Origin of the sequence: Microbacterium testaceum, from assembly GCF_001476285.1 — a bacterium.
In the GTDB taxonomy this organism is placed as follows: Bacteria; Actinomycetota; Actinomycetes; order Actinomycetales; family Microbacteriaceae; genus Microbacterium; species Microbacterium testaceum_B.
This window is the reverse complement of sequence record NZ_LDRU01000071.1, coordinates 1-23,079: the sequence shown is the minus strand read 5'-3', so window position 1 is coordinate 23,079 and position 23,079 is coordinate 1. Positions and strand designations below refer to the sequence as shown.

The 23,079-nt window shown below is 70.2% G+C and carries 17 protein-coding genes; 8 read left to right on the top strand and 9 right to left on the bottom strand.

What is annotated here, in order from left to right; genetic code table 11:
• The first annotated feature begins 52 nt into the window (after positions 1–52).
• A complete protein-coding gene (locus NS283_RS12490) occupies positions 53–3,730 on the top strand; it encodes a multifunctional oxoglutarate decarboxylase/oxoglutarate dehydrogenase thiamine pyrophosphate-binding subunit/dihydrolipoyllysine-residue succinyltransferase subunit (protein WP_081317419.1) in 3,678 nt (1,225 codons plus the stop codon).
• A 157-nt stretch (positions 3,731–3,887) separates the two neighbouring features.
• Here NS283_RS12490 and NS283_RS12485 read toward each other — a convergent pair whose 3' ends face one another.
• The 5 genes from NS283_RS12485 to NS283_RS12465 are packed head-to-tail and all read right to left on the bottom strand — an operon-like array spanning position 3,888 to position 9,934.
• Positions 3,888–5,189, bottom strand: coding sequence for an alpha/beta hydrolase (locus NS283_RS12485; RefSeq protein WP_153003362.1), 1,302 nt, complete (start codon positions 5,187–5,189; stop codon positions 3,888–3,890).
• Entirely contained in the window at positions 5,186–7,699 is a 2,514-nt protein-coding gene (locus NS283_RS12480) for a bifunctional lysylphosphatidylglycerol flippase/synthetase MprF (protein ID WP_058597190.1), read from the bottom strand. The genes NS283_RS12485 and NS283_RS12480 overlap by 4 nt, the downstream gene beginning before the upstream one ends.
• Before the next feature lie 36 nt (positions 7,700–7,735).
• Positions 7,736–9,046: a GNAT family N-acetyltransferase gene (locus tag NS283_RS12475; RefSeq protein ID WP_058597189.1), complete on the bottom strand. Its 1,311-nt coding sequence runs from the start codon at positions 9,044–9,046 to the stop codon at positions 7,736–7,738.
• 43 nt (positions 9,047–9,089) lie between these two features.
• The gene (locus NS283_RS12470) at positions 9,090–9,332 is read right to left on the bottom strand and encodes a zf-HC2 domain-containing protein (protein ID WP_058597188.1); all 243 of its coding nucleotides are present in this window, start codon (positions 9,330–9,332) and stop codon (positions 9,090–9,092) included.
• Positions 9,329–9,934: a sigma-70 family RNA polymerase sigma factor gene (locus tag NS283_RS12465; protein WP_058597207.1), complete on the bottom strand. Its 606-nt coding sequence runs from the start codon at positions 9,932–9,934 to the stop codon at positions 9,329–9,331. The genes NS283_RS12470 and NS283_RS12465 overlap by 4 nt, the downstream gene beginning before the upstream one ends.
• A gap of 112 nt (positions 9,935–10,046) precedes the next feature.
• On the opposite strand from NS283_RS12465, the gene aroA reads away from it, so the two are divergent.
• Genes aroA through bcp form a run of 3 tightly spaced genes read left to right on the top strand, consistent with a single transcriptional unit; the run spans position 10,047 to position 12,937 of the window.
• Positions 10,047–11,396: a 3-phosphoshikimate 1-carboxyvinyltransferase gene (gene aroA, locus NS283_RS12460; RefSeq protein WP_058597187.1), complete on the top strand. Its 1,350-nt coding sequence runs from the start codon at positions 10,047–10,049 to the stop codon at positions 11,394–11,396.
• Between the two features lie 15 nt (positions 11,397–11,411).
• A complete protein-coding gene (gene rsgA, locus NS283_RS12455; protein WP_058597186.1) occupies positions 11,412–12,470 on the top strand; it encodes a ribosome small subunit-dependent GTPase A in 1,059 nt (352 codons plus the stop codon).
• The gene (gene bcp / locus NS283_RS12450; protein ID WP_058597185.1) at positions 12,467–12,937 is read left to right on the top strand and encodes a thioredoxin-dependent thiol peroxidase; all 471 of its coding nucleotides are present in this window, start codon (positions 12,467–12,469) and stop codon (positions 12,935–12,937) included. The genes rsgA and bcp overlap by 4 nt, the downstream gene beginning before the upstream one ends.
• A gap of 528 nt (positions 12,938–13,465) precedes the next feature.
• Here the strand turns inward: bcp and NS283_RS12445 are convergent.
• Positions 13,466–13,861: a hypothetical protein gene (locus tag NS283_RS12445; protein WP_058597184.1), complete on the bottom strand. Its 396-nt coding sequence runs from the start codon at positions 13,859–13,861 to the stop codon at positions 13,466–13,468.
• Positions 13,862–14,073: 212 nt separating this feature from the next.
• Here NS283_RS12445 and NS283_RS12440 point away from each other — a divergent pair, with 212 nt between their 5' ends.
• Complete coding sequence (locus NS283_RS12440; RefSeq protein WP_013583608.1) at positions 14,074–14,322, top strand: WhiB family transcriptional regulator; 249 nt, start codon at positions 14,074–14,076, stop codon at positions 14,320–14,322.
• A gap of 694 nt (positions 14,323–15,016) precedes the next feature.
• On the opposite strand, the gene NS283_RS12435 is transcribed toward NS283_RS12440, so the two are convergent.
• On the bottom strand, positions 15,017–16,513 hold the full coding sequence (locus NS283_RS12435; protein ID WP_058597206.1) for a sensor histidine kinase: 1,497 nt from the start codon (positions 16,511–16,513) through the stop codon (positions 15,017–15,019).
• A gap of 150 nt (positions 16,514–16,663) precedes the next feature.
• On the opposite strand from NS283_RS12435, the gene NS283_RS12430 reads away from it, so the two are divergent.
• Together NS283_RS12430 and NS283_RS12425 are read left to right on the top strand one after the other, a co-directional pair.
• Positions 16,664–16,936 (top strand): hypothetical protein, encoded by a 273-nt coding sequence (locus NS283_RS12430; RefSeq protein ID WP_058597205.1) that lies wholly within the window; start codon positions 16,664–16,666, stop codon positions 16,934–16,936.
• Positions 16,937–17,069: 133 nt separating this feature from the next.
• Positions 17,070–17,501, top strand: a complete 432-nt coding sequence (locus NS283_RS12425) for an Rv3235 family protein (RefSeq protein WP_058597183.1) — start codon at positions 17,070–17,072, stop codon at positions 17,499–17,501.
• A gap of 46 nt (positions 17,502–17,547) precedes the next feature.
• Here the strand turns inward: NS283_RS12425 and NS283_RS12420 are convergent, their stop codons facing one another.
• Positions 17,548–18,774 (bottom strand): pyridoxal phosphate-dependent aminotransferase, encoded by a 1,227-nt coding sequence (locus NS283_RS12420; RefSeq protein WP_058597182.1) that lies wholly within the window; start codon positions 18,772–18,774, stop codon positions 17,548–17,550.
• A 113-nt stretch (positions 18,775–18,887) separates the two neighbouring features.
• On the bottom strand, positions 18,888–21,692 hold the full coding sequence (secA, locus tag NS283_RS12415) for a preprotein translocase subunit SecA (protein WP_058597181.1): 2,805 nt from the start codon (positions 21,690–21,692) through the stop codon (positions 18,888–18,890).
• A 173-nt stretch (positions 21,693–21,865) separates the two neighbouring features.
• On the opposite strand from secA, the gene NS283_RS12410 reads away from it, so the two are divergent.
• Positions 21,866–23,079, top strand: a 1,214-nt coding sequence (locus NS283_RS12410; protein ID WP_058597180.1) for a hypothetical protein, incomplete at its 3' end; no start/stop codon positions are given.

Sequence of the window (23,079 nt, the reverse complement as noted above, 5' to 3'; positions counted from 1 at the left end):
ACGTCGTGCGCATTCCACAGGAATCTTCATCGAGGAAAGCAGGCGATCGACTGTGTCGAGCCAGGTGACGGGCGTCGGTACTTCGAGCGAGGGCGAGTTCGGCGCGAACGAGTGGCTCGTAGACGAACTCTACGAACAGTTCAAAGTCGACAAGCACTCCGTGGACAAGGCCTGGTGGCCGATTCTGGAGGCGTACCACCCGGTCGTCGACGGATCCGCCGCGGCCGGCAGTCCTCCCTCGGCCCCCGCGGCCGAGCCGAAGCCCGTGACGGCCCCCATTCCCGTGGTCGGTCAGGCTCCCGTGGCTCGCACCACGACGAAGCCCGCGGCCCCCCAGCCGATCCCCGCGCAGGCGCCCGCCGCGGCGCCGTCGTCCGGGACCGAGAGCACCGAAGAAGACCGCGTGACGGTCCTGAAGGGGATGCCGAAGGCACTGGCATCCAACATGGACGACTCGCTGACGGTCCCCACGGCGACGAGCGTCCGCACGATCCCGGCGAAGCTGATGATCGACAACCGCATCGTCATCAACAACCACATGTCGCGCACGCGCGGCGGCAAGGTGAGCTTCACGCACCTCATCGGGTGGGCGCTGATCCAGGCGCTCAAGGAGTTCCCGAGCCAGAACGTCTACTACGCCGAGATCGACGGCAAGCCCTCGGTCGTGGCGCCCGCGCACATCAACCTGGGCATCGCGATCGACATGCCCAAGCCCGACGGGTCGCGCGCCCTCCTGGTGCCGAGCATCAAGCGCGCCGACACCCTCACGTTCGGCGAGTTCCTCGCCTCGTACGAAGACCTCGTGCGCCGTGCGCGCAACAACAAGCTCACCCCGGCCGATTTCCAGGGCACCACGATCTCGCTGACGAACCCCGGCGGCATCGGCACGGTGCACTCGGTCCCCCGCCTCATGCGCGGCCAGGGCGCGATCATCGGCGCCGGTGCTCTCGACTACCCGGCCGAGTTCCAGGGCGCGAGCGAGAAGACGCTCAACGAGTTCGCGATCGGCAAGACGATCACCCTCACCAGCACCTACGACCACCGCGTCATCCAGGGTGCGGGCTCGGGCGAGTTCCTCAAGAAGGTGCACGAGCTGCTCATCGGGCAGCGCGGCTTCTACGACGACATCTTCGCGGCGCTGCGCATTCCGTACGCGCCGATCCACTGGGCCGCCGACATCAACGTCGACATCTCGGAGCGCATCGACAAGAGCGCACGCGTGCAGGAGCTCATCAACTCCTACCGCGTCCGCGGCCACCTCATGGCCGACATCGACCCGCTCGAGTACGTCCAGCGCACCCACCCCGACCTCGAGATCGAGTCGCACGGACTCACGTTCTGGGACCTCGACCGCGAGTTCGTGACCGGGGGCCTCGGCAACCGGCGCGTGGCGAAGCTCCGCGACATCCTGGGCGTCCTGCGCGACTCGTACTGCCGCACCATCGGCGTCGAGTACATGCACATCCAAGACCCCGTGCAGCGCACCTGGTTCCAGAGCAACGTCGAGGTCAAGTACACCAAGCCCGGCCACGACGAGCAGCTGCGAATCCTGTCGAAGCTGAACCAGGCCGAGGCGTTCGAGACCTTCCTGCAGACGAAGTACGTCGGCCAGAAGCGGTTCAGCCTCGAGGGCGGCGAGTCGCTCATCCCGCTGCTCGACCAGATCCTGCAGGGGGCCGCGTCCAAGGGCCTCGACGGCGCCGCGATCGGCATGGCCCACCGCGGTCGCCTCAACGTGCTGACCAACATCGGCGGCAAGACGTACGGCCAGGTCTTCCGCGAGTTCGAGGGCGCCGTCGCCGTGGGCAGCAAGCGCGGCTCGGGCGACGTGAAGTACCACCTCGGAACCGAGGGCACCTTCGTCGGCGACAACGGCGAAGAGCTCCCCGTGTACCTCGCCGCGAACCCGTCCCACCTCGAGACCGTCGACGGCGTGCTCGAGGGCATCGTCCGCGCCAAGCAGGACCGCAAGCCCATCGGGACGTTCTCGTGGCTGCCCATCCTCGTGCACGGCGACGCCGCGTTCGCGGGCCAGGGCGTCGTCGTCGAGACGCTGCAGATGTCGCAGCTGCGCGGCTACCGCACGGGCGGCACGATCCACGTCGTGGTGAACAACCAGGTCGGCTTCACCACCACGCCGACCGACGCCCGCACCTCGGTGTACGCCACCGACGTCGCCAAGACGATCCAGGCGCCCGTCCTGCACGTGAACGGCGACGACCCCGAGGCCGTCGTCCGCGCCGCGGAGCTCGCGTTCATGTACCGCGAGGAGTTCCACCGCGACGTCGTGATCGACCTCGTCTGCTACCGCCGCCGCGGTCACAACGAGGGCGACGACCCCTCGATGACGCAGCCGCTGATGACCAACCTCATCGAGGCGAAGCGCTCCGTCCGTCGCCTGTACACCGAGTCGCTGGTCGGCCGCGGTGACATCACCGAAGACGAGTACGAGCAGGCCAAGCAGGACTTCCAGAACCGTCTCGAAGTCGCCTTCGCCGACACGCACGAGGCCGAGACCGGGACGAACCCCGTCATCTCGACCGAGGCCGCCGACGACGTGCCGACCGGCGCGCCCGAGACGACCGGGGTGTCGCGCGAGGTCGTGCACCACATCGGCGACGCCTTCGTGAACAAGCCCGACGGCTTCACGGTGCACAACAAGCTCCAGCAGCTGCTCGAGAAGCGTTTCGACATGAGCCGCAACGGCGGCATCGACTGGGCCTTCGGTGAGCTCCTCGCCTTCGGCTCGGTACTCATGGAGGGAACGCCCGTCCGCCTCGCGGGTCAGGACTCGCGCCGCGGCACGTTCGTGCAGCGTCACGCGGTCCTGCACGACCGCAAGAACGGCCAGGAGTGGCTGCCGCTCGCGAACCTCAGCGAGAACCAGGGCCGATTCTGGGTCTACGACTCGCTGCTGAGCGAGTACGCCGCGATGGCGTTCGAGTACGGCTACTCGGTCGAGCGCTCCGACGCGCTCGTCCTGTGGGAGGCGCAGTTCGGCGACTTCGCGAACGGTGCCCAGTCGGTCATCGACGAGTTCATCTCGTCGGCCGACCAGAAGTGGGCGCAGCAGTCGAGCGTCGTGCTGCTGCTCCCCCACGGCTACGAGGGCCAGGGCCCCGACCACTCGTCGGCGCGCATCGAGCGCTACCTGCAGATGTGCGCGCAGGACAACATGATCGTCGCGCGCCCGTCGACCCCCGCGTCGTACTTCCACCTTCTCCGTCGCCAGGCGTACCAGCGCCCGCGCCGTCCGCTCATCGTCTTCACCCCGAAGGCCATGCTGCGCCTGCGCGGGGCGACGAGCCCGGTCGAGGACTTCCTCGAGGGTCGCTTCGAGCCGGTGATCGACGATGACCGCGGTCTCGACGGCGGCGCCGTGAAGCGCGTGCTGCTGCACGCCGGAAAGATCCACTGGGATCTGCGGGCCGAGCTCGACAAGAACCCGAACCCCGAGATCGCCCTCGTCCGGCTCGAGCAGTACTACCCGGCGCCGATCGAAGAGCTCACGCGCGCTCTCGACCAGTACCCGAACGCCGAACTGGTGTGGGTGCAGGACGAGCCCGAGAACCAGGGTGCGTGGCCCTTCATCGCGCTCGAGGTCGACGACAAGCTGGGTCGCCCGATCCGCGTCATCTCGCGCGCTGCCGCCGCCTCGACGGCGACCGGCTCGCCCAAGGTGCACGCGAACGAGCACGCCGAGATCATGAAGGCGGCTCTCGAGCGCTGATCCTCCCCACGAGAAAAGGCCCGGTCGAAAGACCGGGCCTTTTCTCATGGGGCCCCTCACGCCATCTGGCCCCCGTGTGCCCCGACGGTGATGGCGCATGCATACGGCGCACGTCAGCACGCTCGCGGCCGCGCGGCCGTGTCAGGACACAGGCGCGTCAGGACGCGGGCGGAGCCAGACCGAGCACCGGGGCCAGCACGGGGAGGGAGTACGTGAGGCTGGCATCCAGTGCCTCCCCGGTGTGCCCCGCTCCCTGCACGACGTAGGTCACGACGGTGAATCCCGCGGCCTGGGCGGCCTCGGAGTTCGCCTTCTGCCCGGGGCCGTAGGTGGTGTCCTCGCTCCCCCACGTGAAGATCGCGAGGTGGCCGGTGTAGCTGCCGGGGGGCGCCGCGGCCATGATGACCGACGGCTTCGTCGCCTGGAACGCGTTCGCGTCGCCGTTGAACACCTCGGCCACGGTCTTGTCGACGTGCTCGGAGCCCGGGAACTCGTTGCCCATGATGTCGAGCATCTGGCCCCACACCTCGGGATACTTCGCGCCGTACACCGCGGCGCACGACCCACCGTTCGAGAACCCGCCGATGGTCCAGTACCGGTGGTCCTTGACGATGTTGAGCTTCGCCTCCGCCCACTGCGGCACGAGCTGGTTGATGTAGGTCGACACGGCGCCGTACTTCGCGGAGTCGACGCAGGCGGGGTCTCTGTCAGCGGCGCCCAGCTGGTCGACGACCACGGCGATGGGAGCGAGACCGTTGTGCTGAGCGGCGAACGCGTCGAGCGCCTTGGCGAGGTTGGTCGGGTCGGGGGAACCAGGCTGCCCCATCATGAACACCAGGAGCGGGAGCGCGGGCGGGTTCGCGACCTGCGCCGCCGGCGGGAGGTAGAGGGAGGCGTCGCGCGCGGCGTACTGCCCCGTCGGGATCTTGGCATCCCCCGTCAGGGCGCTCACCGAACCCTTCGAGGGCATTCCCGCGGGAGGCTGCCAGTTCTGGTACAGCGTCGCCGGATCGCCCGCGGTCGCGGTGGGTGCGGGCAGCGACGCGGGGTCGAGAGCCTGCACGCCCAGGATCGCCGCGAGATTGTGCGTGACGCCGTACGACGTGTTGACGCCGAGCGCGGCCGCGAAGAGGCCGGCGAGCACCGTCACGACACCCACCACCCGACGACCCCACGGGCGGCGGCAGATCCCCACGACGCCGATGGCGACGGCGACGATCCCGCCCGTGGCCCAGGTGGCCGCGTGGGCCGGTAGCGGCCCCTGAAAGAGCCCCCTGGCCTCCAGGATGTGGGCGACGATGTACATGAGGATGCCCGCGCTGGCACCGATGAGCAGCGTCGGGACGATCCGCCGCGGGGCCCACGCGATCACGGCGATCACGCCCAGACCCGCGATCACCGCGCAGATCGTGAGCAGTGGACTGTCGATGAGTTCGAAGGACAGCACGAAACGGTTCACCGGCGCCCCTCCCATGCGGTTCTCGCCAAAGCGACGATCTCACGGCGCGACGCGTCGGGGAGGTAGGCGCGGCCGACGGCCGCACCGATTGCCGGAAGCTGGAGCGGGTCGCGATAGGCGAGCGAGAGCGGGCGGTAGCGCGGGCGGAACTTGCCCTTGAAGCGGAACAGCGACGCGAAGCCGTACGCGGGTTCGAGCACCTCGGCGAGCCACCGCAGCAGAGCCCGCAGCGGACCGGGGTCGCCGTCCGCCGGCTCATCGGGATCGTCCGCGAGGGGCGCTCCCGACAGGCTGAGGACCGTAGCCCCCTCGGACTGCAGCTGCAGGGCCGCCTTGGCGATGAGGAACTCCATCATCCCGTTGGGCCCGTCGGTGCGTCGACGCATGAAGTCGAGCGTCCACCCCGTGAGCTCGCCGTCGGTCCAGCTCGGCATCCAGCTCGTCACCGCTTCGATGCGGTCGTCGGGCCCGACCGCCAGGAGCAGACGGACGTCGCGGTCGCGCAGCTCATCGAGGGAGCCGAGCGTGAAGCCCATCTCGGGCAGCGCCCGATCGGCCACCCATTCCTCGTCGATGGCGATCACCTGCGACACCTGCGACACCGTCAGCTCGTGCCATCGGGTCCAGACGGCGGTGTAGCCCTCGCGCTCCGCGCGCGTCATCGGCTGCCGGACCTTCTGCCACGCTTTGCCCGCGAACGTCAGTCCGGGAAGATCCATGACCGTCTCGACGCCGACCGGGATCTGCCTCCACCCGAGGTCGCGCAGATCGTCCGCGGTGTCGGAATGGATGCTGTAGAACGCAGGTGTCCACCCGTGCTCGACGCAGAAATCGGTGAAGGCCCGCAGCGCCTCGGTGCGCCCGCCGGGCGGCGTCAGGGGGTCGCCGACGGCGAGCGCCACGTCGCCGACCAGTCGATACGCGATCGCGCTCTGCCGATCGGCCGACGACCAGTGCCGGTTTCCCTCCCATGTGCCGAGGAAGCCGAGGGTGTCGCTCCCCCGCCGCAGCAGTTCCCGGTAGAGCGAGTCGTCTTCGGCATCCGGGCGCTGCACCCGGCGATACAGCCACAGGATCGCCGCGATCACGATCGCCCAGAAGAGAACGCCGACCCACTGGTAGGCGAAGAGGGCCACGCCGTGGTGCGGGAATCCCGAGGCCCCGGGCGTGGTGTACGACGGCGGGAAGAACCGACGCAGCGTGAGTCCCAGCATGTCGAGCACGGAAAGCTCGCGGTCGAAGGCGCGTCGCCCCAGCTCCTCGGTGACGAAGAAGCCCGAGCCGATCGCGACGAAGGCGAGCCCGACGATGACGGCGAAGGTGCGCGTCGCGCGCCGCGTCGCGCGCACGGGGAAACGGCGCCGAGCCACCACCAGGGCTGCGGCGAGGACCAGCGGGATGACGACGGATGCCAGGGCCCACAGCACGTACTCGGCACCACTGCCGTCGACCCACGGGTCGATGCGCAGCCGACCGTTCGCCAGGGCGACGAGGGGCGAGACAGCGGACATCACGAGGGTGAGGACCGCGAGGACGAGGGCCGCACGCCGGCCCTGACGCAGCCCCCAGGCCGCGACCAGCATGAGGGCGAGGGGAACGATCGCCAGCAGCGCCGGTCCCAGCCCCCGGGTCATCAGCAGCGCGACCTGCTCGTTGCAGACCGACTCCGAGAGCTGTTCGCACCGCGCGAGGAGGGCGTCGTCGTACTGCGTGTACGCGTCGACGACGAGGGACAGGGGTCCGCGTCCGCCGCCGCTGATGAGCGCGACGAGGGGCCCGCTCCCCACGACGGCGACCATGAGGGCCAGGAGCGTCCGCGTCTCGCGCGCGGAGCTGCGATGCCAGGACCGTCGCTCGATCCCCCGGGCGAGCACCGCACCCACGACGAGTCCGATGGTCGCCGTGATGATGCGGTACCAGGAGTCCGCGTCGCCGGCGTAGAGCGCGAACAGCGAGAGCAGGGCGAACCCGACCAGGCGGAGTCGACGGCGCCACAGGGTGAGGGCGAACGCGCTGGCCACCATCACGACGCCCGCGAGCGGTGTCGTGGGGTCGAGGACCGGCACCTCGGCGGCCACGACCGGTCGCAGATCGGTCACCGACCAGACGGCCGCGTGCATCCCCACGCCGGCGAGAAGCCCGACGACACCGATGACGAGATACAGGATGCCGGTACGCCGGGAGCCGAGGAGTCGTTCGGCCGCGGCGAGCGCCGTCAGGGCGAGAACCACCGACGTGACCGCGTCGATCGGCGAGTCGGGGATGAACAGCGCGGTCACGATCGTCCACCACCGCCCGGAGGCGAACGTGGCGAGGGGGCCTGCGCCCCAGATGAGAGCGTCCTCGCCCCAGAGCGTGCCCGTCGCCGCCGCTGACGCGGTGATCAGCACCGCGATGCACACCGCGACCGGGTTGGCCCGCACGTACCGCCCGAGGGCCGCCGCGACGGCGCGCGGATCGACCCGGAACCGCGAGCGCCGCGGCGGGGAGGGGGGTGGGGCGTCGGACATCGGCAGGAGATTACGGGGCGACCCTATGAGAAACGCTCAGTACCAGATGTCCAGGAGAGGGGCGACGTCCGGAACGAAGGCGGCGTCGACCTCGGCCAGTGCCTGCGCGGAACCGTGCACGAGGCCCGCGGCGGCGAGCTCACGGGCTCGGACACCGCCGAGCAGCAGGGAGCTGAGCGCGCCGACCGACAGTTCGACGTCGACGGCGCGGGACTCGGGGGCCGCGTCGACCTCCGCCACCCCGTCGGCGTCGATGCGCAGGCTCCATGCGCCATCGGCGAAGCCGAGGGGATCCTCGACCCGCATGACGACGTCGAGAGCACGTGCGTAGCGGCGCGCACTCAGGGTCGCGGGCACGTCGAGGATGCGCAGCCAGTGGTGGTCGGTGAGCGTCGCGGTCACGGCCCGACGGTCCGCGACCATCCACTGAACCGGCGGAACAGCGGGCTGCAGCGACGCCTTCACCTCGCCGACGAGATCGTGCTCGATCGCGAAGCGCCACAGCGCAGCCGCCGCCTCGTCGCCGTCGGCGAAGAGCGCCCGCACGCTCAGGACGTGTGCCGAGTAGTCGTCGTTCGGTCCGGGGTCGAGCGTGTACACGAGGATGCCGCGTTCCTCGCCCGCCGCGTCGCGGTACGACACCGCGCGCACCTTGTTGCCGTCCTTGGCGTCGGGGGTGAGACCGGCCACGCCGCGCCAACGCCCCTCCCAGCCGGGCACGGACCCGGGGCGTTCGAGGCGAACCCGCTCGTGGACGCGGCTCAGTCGCTCGGGGAGGCTCTCGCGCGAGACGAAGTCCAGGCGCCCCGGTGCGACGGGACCGGTCCACCGTGCGCGCCGCGTGTCGACGACGACGTCGGAGGCCCAGGCGGCGGGAGAGAACCCCCACCGCCCGTAGATCGTCGCCTCGGTGACCGTCAGTCCCGCGAGCGGAAAGCCCGCGGCGGCCGCGGTGCGCAGTTCGCCCGTGAGCATCGCGCGGGCGATCCCCCGGCGCCGGTGGGTCGGCGCCACCGTGACGGCGCTGATCGACCAGAGGGGGATCGTCCGCCCGGGCGACACGGTGAGCTCGGTGGCCCACGAATCGACGGTCGCGACGGGTGACTCGGGGGCCACGCCCGAACGGTCGAACACGCCGGTCAGACGACGCGGGGTCAGCGCTCGGCGAGCACTCTCGACCTCGTCCGCGGAGGGATCCTCACCGAGGAATCCTCGCGACACCGCACGCAGGAAAGGCTCGAAGCCCTCGTGGTCAGCCGGTACGAGGGCGTACTCGAGGCCGCTGGCTTCCAGATCGGCGGCGGAGGTGGCGTCGAGAGCGAGAGCGCGCGTGTCTGTCGTGGCCATACCCCCAGCCTACGGACCCTCGTGGGGCCGCTGCCCGTCCGCGTCAGTGAGCGGCCTGCACCGAACGGAGTCGGGCGAGCACCTGGTCGCGGAGTTCCTCCGGCGCCGTCTCTTTGCAGGCCCGCGCGACCACTTCGGTCAGCGTGCGGGCGACGAGCGCCTCGTCCTGGCATCCGGGGCAGTTCTCGAGATGGTCCCGGATGTCCTTCGCCTCGGTCTTGCAGACCTCGTTGCGCAGGTACTCCTCGAGGTCGCGCCGTGCCTGGTCGCAGCCGCAGTCGCTCATTTCTTCTCTCCCGTCGCGGCCTGGAAGCCACGTTCTTTCGCGTAATCCGACAGCAGGTCGCGCAGCAGCCGTCGGCCGCGGTGCAAACGGCTCATGACCGTGCCGATCGGGGTTTTCATGATGTCGGCGATCTCTTGGTAGGCGAAGCCCTCCACGTCGGCGAGGTACACCGCCAGGCGGAAGTCTTCGGGGATCGACTGCAGCGCGTCCTTGACGACCGACGCGGGCATGTGGTCGATGGCCTCGGCCTCGGCCGAGCGCGCGCTGGTCGCGGTCGTCGACTCGGCGCCGCCGAGCTGCCAGTCCTCGAGGTCGTCGATCGCGCTCTGGTACGGCTCGCGCTGCTTCTTGCGGTACGTGTTGATGTACGTGTTCGTGAGGATCCGGTACAGCCACGCCTTGAGGTTGGTGCCCTGGGTGAACGTCGCCCACGACCCGTAGGCCTTGACGAACGTCTCTTGCACGAGGTCGGCCGCGTCGGCGGGGTTGCGCGTCATGCGCATCGCCGCCGCGTACAGCTGGTCCATGAAGGGCAGCGCCTGCTCTTCGAACTGCGCGCGGGGTTCCGCCACCGGCGGGAGGGTGTCTGCCGTGTCGTCCATTGGGCGCCAGTCTACGTCGGGCGTGTCGACGACCACCGGGATGGTCGTGCGCACGCCGGAGCGCTCGAGAAGTGCGGTCACGTGTCGTCCCCTTTCAGTAGGCTAGAAACCGATGACACGTCTCGGGTATTCCCCTTCCGCCGCCACTCCTCGTGGGGCGTGGAACGCGCCCGTCGCCGACGCAGCGGTGGATGCCACCGTCACGGTGCCCGGCTCCAAGTCGCTCACCAACCGCGAACTCGTGCTCGCCGCGATCGCCGACGGCCCCGGCATGCTGCACGCTCCCCTGCACTCCGACGACTCGGCCCGCATGGTCGAGTCCCTGCGCGAACTGGGGGTCGGCATCGAAGAGGTGGCCACCGACTCGCCCTTCGGCCCCGACCTGCTCGTCACCCCGCCCGCCGCGTTCTCGGGCGACGTCACGATCGACTGCGGGCAGGCCGGTACCGTGATGCGCTTCGTCGCACCGGTCGCCGGACTCGCGCGCGGCGACGTCCACGTCACGGCGCACGAGAGCGCGCTGCACCGTCCGATGGGCGCGATGATCTCCGCGCTGCGCGAGGTCGGCGTCGACATCGACGACGGCGGCCACTGGGCGCTCCCGTTCACCGTCCGCGGCCACGGTCACGTGCGCGGCGGTGAGGTCGAGATCGACGCGAGCCAGTCGAGCCAGTTCGTCTCGGGCCTGCTGCTGGCCGCTCCACGTTTCGACGTCGGCCTGCACCTGCGCCACGTGGGCTCTCGCCTGCCGAGCATCCCGCACATCGACATGACCGTCGAGGCGCTCGCGCACCGCGGCATCCACGTCGAACGACCGGCGGTCGGCGAATGGATCGTCCCCGCGGGCCCGATCCGTGCGAAAGACGTCGCGATCGAACCCGACCTCTCGAACGCCGCTCCGTTCCTCGCCGCGGCGATGGTCACGGGCGGATCCGTCACGGTCACCGGATGGCCCCTCCACAGCACGCAGCCCGGTGCGCTCCTGGCCGACATCCTCAGCGAGATGGGGGCCAGAGTGAGCCGCCGCGGCGGCGCGCTCACCGTGTCGGCGGGCGAGCGCATCGCGGGACTCGAGCTCGACCTCTCCGCCGCGGGCGAACTCGCCCCGACCCTCTTCGGTCTCGCCGCGTTCGCCGACGGCCCCACGACGCTGCACGGCATCGGCCACATCCGGGGTCACGAGACCGACCGCATCGCCGCCCTCGTGGGCAACCTGCGCTCGCTCGGCGGCGAGGCGCACGAACTCGAAGACGGCATCCGCATTGTGCCGCAGCCCCTGCGCGGCGGCGAGTGGAAGGCGCACCACGATCACCGCCTGGCGACGACGGGCGCGCTGATCGGCCTGCGGGTCCCCGGCGTCGAGATCGATGACATCGGCACGACCGCGAAGACGCTCCCCCAGTTCGCCGGACTGTGGCACGCCATGCTGGGCCTGGACGAGGGCACGGATGCCGCGCGCTGACGCCCGGAGCGCCGCGTGAGCTGGCTCGACGACGGCGACGACGACGACCTCGAGTACGACGAGTCGTCCATCCGCGTCCGGCCCAACCCCAAGGCGAACCGGCCACGCACGAAGCGTCGACCCGCGCACGCGGACGCCCGGATCGCCCGCGTCCTGGGCGTCGACCGCGGTCGCTACACCGTGCTGCTCGACGAGGACGAGCCGACCGAGCGCAGGGTCCTCGCGACCCGCGCGCGCGAGCTGCGCAAGCAGCCGATCGTCAACGGCGATCGCGCCCGCGTCGTGGGAGACCTCTCGGGCGACGAAGGCACGCTCGCGCGCATCGTCGGGATCGAGGAGCGCACGTCCCTGCTCCGCCGCAGCGCCGACGACACCGACCAGGTCGAGCGGGTGATCGTCGCGAACGCCGACCAGATGCTCATCGTCGTCGCGGCGGCCGATCCCGAGCCCCGGGAGCGGCTCGTCGACCGGTACCTGGTCGCAGCGCTGGATGCCGGCATCCGTCCCCTGCTCGTGGTCACCAAGACCGACCTGGCCGACCCGACGGAGTTCCTCTCGCACTTCGACGGCATCGACCTGCGCGTCTTCACCAGCGCGCAGGGAGCCATGCCGCTCGATGAGATCGGCGAGGCCATCGCGGGGCACTCGACGGTGTTCGTCGGGCACTCCGGCGTCGGCAAGTCGACGCTCGTGAACGCGCTCACCGGATCGGAGCGCGCGATCGGGCACGTCAACACCGTCACGGGCCGCGGGCGCCACACCTCGTCATCCGCCGTGTCGCTGCGCTACCGCGGTCCCGCGGGTTCCGGCTGGGTCATCGACACCCCGGGAGTGCGCTCCTTCGGCCTCGGCCACGTCGATCCCGCCCACGTGCTCGGGGCCTTCACCGACCTCGCCGAGGCCGCGGAGGACTGCCCTCGTGGCTGCACGCACCTGCCCGACGCCCCGGACTGCGCAATCGCCGAAGCCGTGGCATCCGGTCGCCTGGGCCCGGGGGCCGAGGCCCGACTCGACTCGCTTCACCGATTGCTGACCACGTTCCAGGCCATCGAGCGTTCTAGGCTGGAGGGGTGACGAACCTCTCAAAGGGCGACACCGCCCCCGACTTCACCCTGCTCGACCAGGACGAGCACCCCGTCTCGCTGAGCGACTTCCGCGGGCGCCGTGTGATCGTGTACTTCTACCCGGCGGCGCAGACCCCTGGGTGCACGACGCAGGCGTGCGACTTCCGCGACAGCCTCGCTTCGCTGCAGGGCGCCGGCTACACGGTGCTCGGAGTCTCGCGCGACACCCCCGAGAAGCTGCGCGCGTTCCGCGACAGCGACGGCCTGACCTTCCCGCTGCTCAGCGACCCCGACCACGCCGTGCACGAGGCCTACGGCGCGTGGGGCGAGAAGCAGAACTACGGCAAGACCGTCACGGGCGTTCTGCGCTCGACCTTCGTGATCGACGAAGACGGCACGATCGTCGAGGCGCAGTACAACGTCAAGGCCACCGGCCACGTCGCGCGCCTGCGCAAGGCGCTCGGCCTCGCCGCCTGACACGGACGCCACGGCCCCGCCCCGCGCTCGCGGCGGCGGGGCCGCTCCGTTGCCGGCGTCGCAACGCTGCGCAGCGCTCGTGCGGCGCCGGGGCCGCGTCGTTCCCCGCGTCGCGACGCTGCGCGGTGCCGGCGCGGCGGCAGGGCCGCATCGTTCCCGGGGTCGCAACGCTGCGCGGCGCTCGTGCGGCGCCGCACGCCTCGGCCCGCACGCCCCGTAAACGCTCTCCGCTCGCATAAACGCGAGCAGCACATGTTTATCAGCGCGGATAGCGTTTATGGCGAGGGCAGGCGGGCTCACCGCCGACGCTGCTCGCTCGACGGGACCGGCTCACGGCCCCGGCCCCGCGGCCACACCGAGCCCGCCCGGATCCGCAACGGTGCGCGGCCCAGACGACCCATAAACGCTCTCCGCCCGCATAAACGCGAGGAGCCCGTGTTTACGGGCGCGGATCGCGTTTATGGCGAGGAAACGCGACCACCGTCGGCGCCCACGCCCCGCGACGTCGTCGCCGCGGACGGGCGCAGGTCAGGCGCCGTCGCCGTCGGCAGCGTCACGGCGACGTGGCGCGGCGGCCCGAACGGCGAGCACGAGCAGCACGAGACCGATCACCGCGGGGACCGCGATGAGCAGGGCGACGGCGGGCGCGGCCCACTCCCCCGTGATCGCACCGAGGGCGACCGAGAGGATCAGCAGCTGGGTCACGATGCCGCCGGAGCGTCCGGCCGATACCCCGCGAGCGGTGGCCACGCCGAACGCCGCGACGATGGCCGCACCGATGACGGTGAGCACGATCAGGGCGATCGAGCTGACGACGGAGTCGGTATCGCCGCCGATGAGAGCGACCACCTGCCAGCCGGCGAGGGCCAGGATGCCGAGGGCTTCGAGGCCCAGAACGAGCGCGGCCCAGAGGCGAACAGGCATCGGAAAAGCCCTCCCGGCGGAGATCATCACGCCGTTACGATCTGGAAACCTACCGGTTACCTCTTGATCGTGCGGAATCGCTATGGGAGCATGGAACAAGCCGTGTGCTCCCACAGCGAAGTGGGGCGAGCAATCGCTCGCGTTCCCACCAGGGTACCGGACCCGAATGCCGGTGCCGAATCGACCATTTTTCTGTTACAAGGAGCACCCCTATGGATTGGCGCGACAAAGCAGCCTGCCTGACCGTCGACCCCGAGCTGTTTTTCCCCGTGGGCAACACCGGCCCCGCGGTCGACCAGATCGAGAAGGCCAAGTCGGTCTGCGCTCGCTGCACTGTCACCGAGGTCTGCCTGCAGTACGCCCTCGAGTCCGGCCAGGACTCGGGCGTGTGGGGCGGTCTGAGCGAAGACGAGCGTCGCGCTCTCAAGCGCCGCGCCGCTCGCGCTCGCCGCGCGTCCTGACCTCACGGCATCCGCCGTTCGACGAAGCCCGTCCCTCCGGGGCGGGCTTCGTCGTGTGCGCACGCGGCCCCGCGACCAGGTCCTCGGGCCGACGGAGAAACGGGCGGCCCCGGGCGATGTGATCCCGGCGGACCTGGGGACGGCACGGCCGGGCGGCCCGACACTGGACGGCGGGGGAAGCCCGATACGGGACGGCCCGGAGGCGTACCGTCACGCGGAGTCGGTCGACGACACGCCGCGTCGGCGCGACGATCCCCAGCGTGTCCCGCACGGACTCCGCCGGACGGCACGGCGGGGCGGCCCGACGCCGGACGGCGGGGGAAGCCCGACACCGGACGGCGGGGAAGTACGGCGCGTACCGTCACGCGGAGTCCGTCGGCGACACGCCGCGTGGGCGCGACGATCCCCGGCGCGTCGCGCGCGGACTCCGCCGGACGGCACCACCGGGCGGCCCGACACCGGACGGCCGGCGAAGCCCGACACCGGACGGCGGGGAAGCACGGCGCGTACCGTCACGCGGAGTCGGTAAGCGACACGCCGCGTGGGCGCGACAGGCCCCGGCGCGTCGCGCGCGGACTCCGCCGGACGGCACGGCGAGGCGAGCCGGCCGGCCCGCGCGGGACGGATGAGTATCCGCGCCGAAGAGGAATCCACCGGCCCCCGCCGCTATCAGCGCCGCCCGCCGAAGCGCGCGTCAGACGGACGTGCCGCCGATGTAGCGCAGGGGGATCTCGATCGTCACCTCGGTGCCGCTGCCCATGAGCGTGTGCCAGTCGATCGTTCCGCCGAGCTCGCCCTGGATGAGCGTGCGCACGATCTGCGTGCCGAGACCGCGGCCGACCTGCCCCTCGGGCAGACCCACCCCGGTGTCGCGCACACTCACCGCGAGCACCTCGTCGGTGCGCTCAGCGGCGATCTCGACGTCGCCCTCCTGACCCGCGAGGCCGTGCTCGACGGCGTTCGTGACGAGCTCGGTCAGGGCGAGCGCGAGCGGCGTCGCGAACTGGCTCGGCAGGGTGCCGAACTGACCCGTCGTGCGGGTGCGCGCGCGGGTGTTGGGCGCCGCCGCGACCTCGGCGACGAGCTTGAGCACGCGGGCGAACACGTCGTCGAAGTCGACGTTCTGCGCGAGGCCCTCCGAGAGGGTGTCGTGCACGACCGCGATGGCCGAGACCCGCCGCATGGCCTGGGTGAGCGCGTCGCGCGCCTCGTCGGAATGGGTGCGACGGGCCTGGATGCGAAGGAGCGAGGCGACCGTCTGGAGGTTGTTCTTGACGCGGTGGTGGATCTCGCGGATCGTCGCGTCCTTGGTGATGAGCTCCTGCTCCTGGTGACGGATCTCGGTGACGTCGCGGCTGAGCACGATGGCACCGATGCGCGTCCCGCGATCCCGCAGCGGGATCGTTCGCAGCGACACCTGCACACCGCGCGCCTCCATGTCCGCGCGCCACGGCGCGCGGCCGCTCACGACGACGGGGAGCGACTCATCGACGTCCAGCCGCTTGGCGGGAAGGATCCGCGCGGTCACCTCGGCGAGCGACTCCCCCTCGAGCTCGTCGTCGAATCCCATGCGGTTGAAGGCCGACAGCGCGTTGGGACTGGCGAACGTGGTGATGCCGTCGACGTCGAGGCGGATGAGACCGTCCGAGGCGCGCGGAGCGCCACGCCGCGGTGCGGTGGGCGCGGCGAGATCGGGGAACTCGGCCGAAGCGATCATGCCGAAGAGGTCGTCGGCGCAGTCGTTGAAGGTGATCTGCTGGCGCGAGGGGGTTCGCGTCTCGCCGAGGTTGGTGTGCCGTGTGAGCACGCCGACGGTCGTCACCGCGTCGCCCTCGCGCGAGAGCTCGCGCACGATCGGCACCGCGCGGACGCGGGTGGGCGTCTCTTCGAACCAGTCGGGGGATGCCGAGTCGACGATGCGTCCGCTCTGGAACGCATCGCGGACCTGGGTGCGCCACTGCGGGCGAACCCGGTCGCCCACGATGTCGCGGTAGAACAGGGTGGCCGCTCCCCCGGGTCGCGTGTGCGCGACAGCGACGAACGAATCGTCGGGCGTCGGCACCCAGATCACGATATCGGCGAAGGCGAGGTCGGCGAGGAGCTGCCCGTCGCCCGCCAGGCGGTGCAGCCACTCGACATCGGCCTCGCTGGCGCGGCCTTGGGCGTAGACGAGTTCACTGAGTGTCGACACCACTCCACACTAGAGGCCGTCCCCCTTCCCGGCGGTGCGCGGAACGCCTACCCTCTCCCCACGGGACACATTCTTCTGAATGCGCCACGCATCCTGTGGGTGAGGCCGTTCTCCCGACCATACGGCGGACATAATGAGGGCGTGACCGACATGAGTTCACCTCCGAGCCGATACGTGGACCCGGATGCCGTCGCCTCGCGCCTCGGGATGACGCGCGACGAGGTGCTCGGGCTCATCGGTCGCGGCGAGATCCGCGGGATGGAGGTCGGCACTCCCCCGCGCTGGGTCATCGACGAGGAGAGCGTCACGACGTACGTCGACGACCGTATCGAGATCGCCCGGCGGGCTGCCCTGTGGAATCAGTCCCAGGAGGCGAGCTTCCCCGAGCTGTGGGGAGAGGGCGACGTCCGGCATCCGGACTGACCGCTCTTCCCCATGCATTCACCCTGCGATTCTTATCCACAACCTGAGTTCCTCACCCCGTCGACGGGGGTGGCGGTGTCCTACTGTCGAGCGACGAAGACCGCTTCCATCGCCGCCACACAAGGAGGAACGTATGACCGTTCCGCTCACGATCGTCGACTCCGCGCGCCTCGCGACGGCCCCGCAGATCGACGATTTCGCCCCGCAGAAGACCCCCGCTGCGCGGCTGCCGCGCGCAGACGTGTTCACGCGGAACATCGTTCGCGGCGTCTTCGAGGTGTTGGCGGGTGTCCGCGAGGTCGAACAGCTCGCGCGCTGGACGTCGGAGGAGGTCTACCGCTCGCTCGTCGTACGCGCCAGCCTCGCGAAACGTGCACGCAGCGCCCGCGGCGTGCCCGTGCCACGCGACGTCCACGAGATCCGGAACGTGCACCTCTTCGCCCCGACGGACGGGGTCTTCGAAGCGACCGTGACGGCCGCCGCCCGGGCGCGGACCCGCGCCGTCGCCCTGCGTCTCGAGGGCATCGACGGACGCTGGCGCGTCACCGCCCTCGCTCTGCTCTGAGGGGTCGCGGCCGCCGGTTCGCGGCCGCGGCGCCGGGGGCGCCGGCTCAGGGCCGCCACGACGCGAGGAAGTTGCCCAGCCGCTCGATCGCGTCGCTGATCACGCGAGCCTCGGGCAGCGTCACGATCCGCACGTGGTCGGTCGCGGGCCAGTTGAAGCCCGAACCCTGCACGAGCAAGACGTGCTCCGCGACGAGGAAGTCACGGACGAACTTCGCGTCATCGGGGATTTCGTAGACCTCGGGGTCGAATCGAGGGAAGGCGTAGAGGGCACCCCGGGGCATCACGCACGAGACACCCGGGATCGCTTCGAGGCCCTGCCACGCGGCATCCCTCTGCTCGTGCAGACGACCGGTGGGGGCGATCAGCGCGTCGATCGACTGCACACCCGACAGCGCGGCCTGCACCGCGAACTGCGCCGGCACGTTGGGACACAGCCTCGTGGATGCCAGCAGGTTGATGCCCTGCAGGAAGCCGGCCGCGTGCGTCTTGGGCCCCGTGATCGCGAGCCACCCGGAGCGGTAACCCGCCACACGGTAGGTCTTGGACAGGCCGTTGAAGGTCAGCACCAGCAGGTCGGGTGCGACCGTCGCCATCGGGATGTGCACGGCATCGTCGAACAGGATGCGGTCGTAGATCTCATCGGCGAGCACGAGCAGCGAGTGCTCACGAGCGATGTCGGCGATGCCCTCGAGCACCTCACGCGAGTAGACCGCACCCGTCGGGTTGTTCGGGTTGATCACCACGATCGCCTTGGTCCGCGGAGTCACCTTCGACCGGATGTCTTCCAGGTCGGGCTGCCATTCGCGCGACTCGTCGCACAGGTAGTGCACGGGGGTGCCGCCGCCCAGGCTCGTCATCGCCGTCCACAGCGGGTAGTCGGGCGCGGGGATGAGGACCTCGTCACCCTCGTCGAGCAGCGCCTGCATGGTCATCGTGATCAGCTCGGACACGCCGTTGCCGAGGTACACGTCGTCGGGGTCGAGGTGCGGGAAACCGGGCTCCTGCTCATAGCGCGAGACCACCGCGCGGCGCGCCGACAGTACGCCTCGGCTGTCGCTGTAGCCGTGCGCGTTCGGCACGGCCGCGATCATGTCGCGCACGATCTGGTGCGGCGCCTCGAAGCCGAAGATCGCCGGGTTGCCCGTGTTGAGCTTGAGGATCGCGTGCCCCTCGGCCTCGAGCCGGTCTGCCTCGACGAGGGCCTCTCCACGGATCTCGTAGAGGACATCCTTCAACTTCGACGACTGATCGAGGGGGCGCAACGGGCTCATCGGTTCAGGATATCCCCGCCCCCTCAGAGCCAATCGACACCGGGTGGACTGCCCCTGGGCACACGGATGCCGCGCCCCCGATGAGCGTCAGGGGCGCGGCATCCGTGTGTCCGTTACTTCTTCTTGCCGGCGGCGCGGCGATCGGCGCGGTTGTTCGCCACGGGCTGCTCGGGAGCCTCGGTGCGCTGGCCGAAGGCGCCGCGCGGTCCGCTCGGCGCCGGGGCCTCGGCGGCGGGAGCCTGCGCGGCGGCCTGGCGCAGGCGGTTCGTCGCCGCCTGCTGCACCTGGCCGCGGTCGTTGCGGACCTCGACCTCGCCGGCGTCGTTGGCCGCGGAGTACTCCAGGCGCTGACCCTCGACGGGCGCGGGCGCGAGACCCTTCGCCTCGACCTGGGCACTCTCTTCGCCCTCGACCTTGCGGACCTCGACTTCGAGGTTGTAGAGGAAGCCCACGGACTCCTCCTTGATCTGCCCCATCATCGACTGGAACATCTGGTAGCCCTCGCGCTGGTACTCGATCAGCGGGTCGCGCTGAGCCATGGCGCGCAGGCCGATGCCGTCCTTGAGGTAGTCCATCTCGTACAGGTGCTCGCGCCAGCGGCGGTCGAGCACCTGCAGCACCACGCGGCGCTCGAGCTCGCGCAGGGCGGGAGCACCCAGCGACTCCTCGCGGTTCTGGTAGGCGATGCGGGCGTCCGAGATGATCTCGCGCTTGAGGCCCTCGGCCGTGATGCGACCCTTGTTGCCGCCGGCCTCGGCGACGACCTCGTCGATCGTCACGCTCACCGGGTAGAGGGTCTTCAGCTCGGTCCACAGCGCATCGAAGTCCCACGACTCGGTGTGACCCGAACCCGTGTGGTCGTCGATGACCGCGGTGATGGCGTCTTCGATGAAGTGCTGCACGCGGTCGGCGATGTCATCGCCCTGCAGCATGTGACGACGGTCAGCGTAGATCGCCTCGCGCTGGCGGTTCAGGACGTCGTCGTACTTGAGGACGTTCTTGCGCATCTCGGCGTTGCGCGCCTCGACCTGGGACTGCGCGCTCTTGATCGCGCGCGAGACCAGGCCCGACTCGATCGCGACGTCGTCGGGGAAGTTCGTGCGGGCGAGGATCGCCTCGGCCGCGCCCGACTGGAACAGACGCATGAGGTCGTCGGTCAGCGACAGGTAGAAGCGGCTCTCGCCGGGGTCGCCCTGACGGCCGGAGCGACCGCGCAGCTGGTTATCGATGCGGCGCGACTCGTGACGCTCGGTGCCGAGCACGTACAGGCCGCCGGCCTCGACGACCTTCGCCGCCTCTTCGGCGACGGTGTCGCGCACCCCCTGGTACACGGCATCCCACTCGGCCTCGTAGGCCTCGGGCGTCTCGACCGGATCGAGGTTCTTCGCCTTCATCTCCTGCACGGCGAGGAACTCGGCGTTACCGCCGAGCATGATGTCGGTTCCACGACCGGCCATGTTGGTGGCCACCGTGACCGCGCCGAGGCGTCCCGCGCGAGCGACGATCTCGGCCTCGCGCGCGTGGTTCTTGGCGTTGAGCACCTCGTGCTTCACGCCCTTCTTCGCGAGCAGGCGCGAGAGGTACTCGCTCTTCTCGACGCTCGTCGTACCGACGAGGACCGGTTGGCCCTTCTCGTGACGCTCGGCGATGTCTTCGACCACCTGAGCGAACTTCGCGGTCTCGTTCTTGTAGACGAGGTCGGGCTGATCCTTGCGGACCATCGGCTTGTTCGTCGGGATCGGCACCACGCCGAGCTTGTAGGTCGACATGAACTCGGCCGCCTCGGTCTCGGCGGTACCCGTCATGCCGGCGAGCTTGTCGTACAGGCGGAAGTAGTTCTGCAGGGTGACGGTGGCCAGCGTCTGGTTCTCGGCCTTGACCGGCACGTTCTCTTTCGCCTCGATGGCCTGGTGGATGCCCTCGTTGTAGCGGCGCCCGACGAGGATGCGACCGGTGTGCTCGTCGACGATCATGACCTCGTCGTTCATGACGACGTAGTCGGTGTCGCGCTTGAACAGCGCGATCGCCTTGATCGAATTGTTGAGGAACGAGATCAGCGGGGTGTTGGCCGACTCGTAGAGGTTGTCGATGCCGAGGTAGTCCTCGACCTTCTCGATGCCGGGCTCCAGCACACCGATCGTGCGCTTCTTCTCGTCGACCTCGTAGTCGACGCCGGGCTCGAGGGTGCGGGCGAGCTTCGCGAACTCGGCGAACCAGCGGTTGGCCTCGCCGGACGCGGGTCCCGAGATGATCAGCGGGGTGCGCGCCTCGTCGATGAGGATCGAGTCGACCTCGTCGACGATCGCGAAGAAGTGCCCGCGCTGAACGAGGTCTTCCTTGCGCCACGCCATGTTGTCGCGCAGGTAGTCGAAGCCGAACTCGTTGTTCGTGCCGTAGCTGATGTCGGCCTCGTACTGCTGGCGACGGACCTCGGGGGTCTGGCCCGAGATGACGGTGCCGGTCGTCATGCCGAGCGCGCGGTACACGCGGCCCATCAGCTCGGACTGGTAGCTCGCGAGGAAGTCGTTGACGGTGATGACGTGCACGCCCTTGCCGGCGATGGCGTTCAGGTACGCCGGGAGCGCCGCGGTCAGCGTCTTGCCCTCACCGGTCTTCATCTCGGCGATGTTCCCGAGGTGGAGAGCCGCGCCACCCATGATCTGCACGTCGTAGGGGCGCTGTCCGAGCGTGCGCTTGGCGGCCTCGCGCACCGCGGCGAAGGCCTCGGGCATCAGCTGATCGAGGGTCTCACCGGCTTCGTACCGCGCGCGCAGTTCGGCGGTCTCGTTGCGCAGCTCGTCGTCGGTGAGGTGTTCGTAATCCTCTTCGAGCGCACCGGTCGCCTTCACGACGCCCTGCAGGCGGCGCAGGATGCGTCCCTCACCGGCGCGCAGCAGTTTCTCGAGCGGATTGGCCACGAAGCATCTCCATCTGTCGGGTGCGACGCCCGTGCGGACGCCGGCCTGCGAACAGGCATACATCGCCCATGCTATCCGTGTTACCCGTTCGTGACCTGCGAGCCGGCCCGATGCCCTCGCGCCCGTAGCGAACACACGGCACCCTCCTCGATGACGCGGCCTAGGATCGTGCCATGGCCGGTTTCTGGGGCAGAAGGAAGCGCGAAGAACAGGATGCCGCGGACGCCGATCTGGCGCGACGGGCGGAGCTTGCGATCGTCGCGGCGGACGAACGCGTGCGGCTGACGTCGGACGAACTCGACTTCGCCCGCGCCGAGCTCGGCGACAAGGCCACGGAGGACCTCGCTGCGGCGTTGGACTCGGTGAAGACGCACCTCGCGGAAGCGTTCCAGCTGCACCAGCTCAACCACGACGAGATCCCTGACACCGCCGAGGAGCTGCGCACGCGCAACGCGCGGATCATCCAGCTGTCGAAGTGGGCGGAAGACCTCCTCGAAGAGCGCACGCTCGTCCTCCAGCCCAAGATCGACGCGGTGCGCCGCGCCCCGGAGATCCTCGCCCGCGTGCGCGCCGACCGCGAGCGTCTCGCGGAACGCGTGCCGCACGCCCGCGACGTGGTGGAGCGTCTCTCGCACCGGTACAACGACGCGGCCCTGCAGCAGATCGGCGGGAACCCCGACGAGATCGACCAGCTGCTGGACTTCGCCGTGCACACCGCCGGCGTCTCCGAGCGCCGACGCGAAGCGGGTCAGCGCGAACAGGCATCCGTCGCCCTCGAGGCGGCCACCGAGGCGGTGCGGCGAGCCGAGTCCTTGCTCGACGCCGTCGACACCTTCGAGATCGAAGCCCTCCGTGCCGAATCGACGCTCGCGGCCGTCATCGACGACTCCCGCAGCGACCTCGCCGAGGCCCGCCGCGGGCCGATGACGCCCATCGTGACCCAGGCCATGGCGAATCTCGAAAGAGCCCTCGCTTCCCTTCCTCCGGCCGGCTCGCGCACCGACCCCTTCAGTTCGCTCTCGACACTTCGGCAGGCCAACGCCGAGCTCGATGCGGCGCGTGAACGCGCTGCGCGTCCCGTGCCCTCTCAAGAACAGGTCGATCACGCGATCGACGACGCCGACCGCCAGCTCGCCGTCGCGCGCGGGCTCATCACCGGGCACCGCGGCTGGATCGGCGCGGATGCCCGCACACGCTTCGTCGAAGCCGAGCGGCTGCGGTCGGGGCTCCCGCTCGGCCCCGTCGCCGAGGACGAACGCGAGACGGTGCTCGCCACCGCACGACGCACGGGAGCGCTGGCCGCCGAGGCCCTGCAGATCGCGCAGCGCGACATCGAGCAGTCCCGCCCGTCGGACTGGGGTGACGGCGGAGGCGTGGGCGGCGGCGG

Bases quoted from the DNA above. Each gene is read 5' to 3' on its own strand.
- NS283_RS12480 (WP_058597190.1), bottom strand. From the start codon at position 7,699: ATGTCCGACGCCCCACCCCCCTCCCCGCCGCGGCGCTCGCGGTTCCGG.
- NS283_RS12475 (WP_058597189.1), bottom strand. From the start codon at position 9,046: ATGGCCACGACAGACACGCGCGCTCTCGCTCTCGACGCCACCTCCGCC.
- NS283_RS12470 (WP_058597188.1), bottom strand. From the start codon at position 9,332: ATGAGCGACTGCGGCTGCGACCAGGCACGGCGCGACCTCGAGGAGTAC.
- NS283_RS12465 (WP_058597207.1), bottom strand. From the start codon at position 9,934: ATGGACGACACGGCAGACACCCTCCCGCCGGTGGCGGAACCCCGCGCG.
- aroA (WP_058597187.1), top strand. From the start codon at position 10,047: ATGACACGTCTCGGGTATTCCCCTTCCGCCGCCACTCCTCGTGGGGCG.
- NS283_RS12445 (WP_058597184.1), bottom strand. From the start codon at position 13,861: ATGCCTGTTCGCCTCTGGGCCGCGCTCGTTCTGGGCCTCGAAGCCCTC.
- NS283_RS12440 (WP_013583608.1), top strand. From the start codon at position 14,074: ATGGATTGGCGCGACAAAGCAGCCTGCCTGACCGTCGACCCCGAGCTG.
- NS283_RS12430 (WP_058597205.1), top strand. From the start codon at position 16,664: ATGAGTTCACCTCCGAGCCGATACGTGGACCCGGATGCCGTCGCCTCG.
- NS283_RS12425 (WP_058597183.1), top strand. From the start codon at position 17,070: ATGACCGTTCCGCTCACGATCGTCGACTCCGCGCGCCTCGCGACGGCC.
- NS283_RS12420 (WP_058597182.1), bottom strand. From the start codon at position 18,774: ATGAGCCCGTTGCGCCCCCTCGATCAGTCGTCGAAGTTGAAGGATGTC.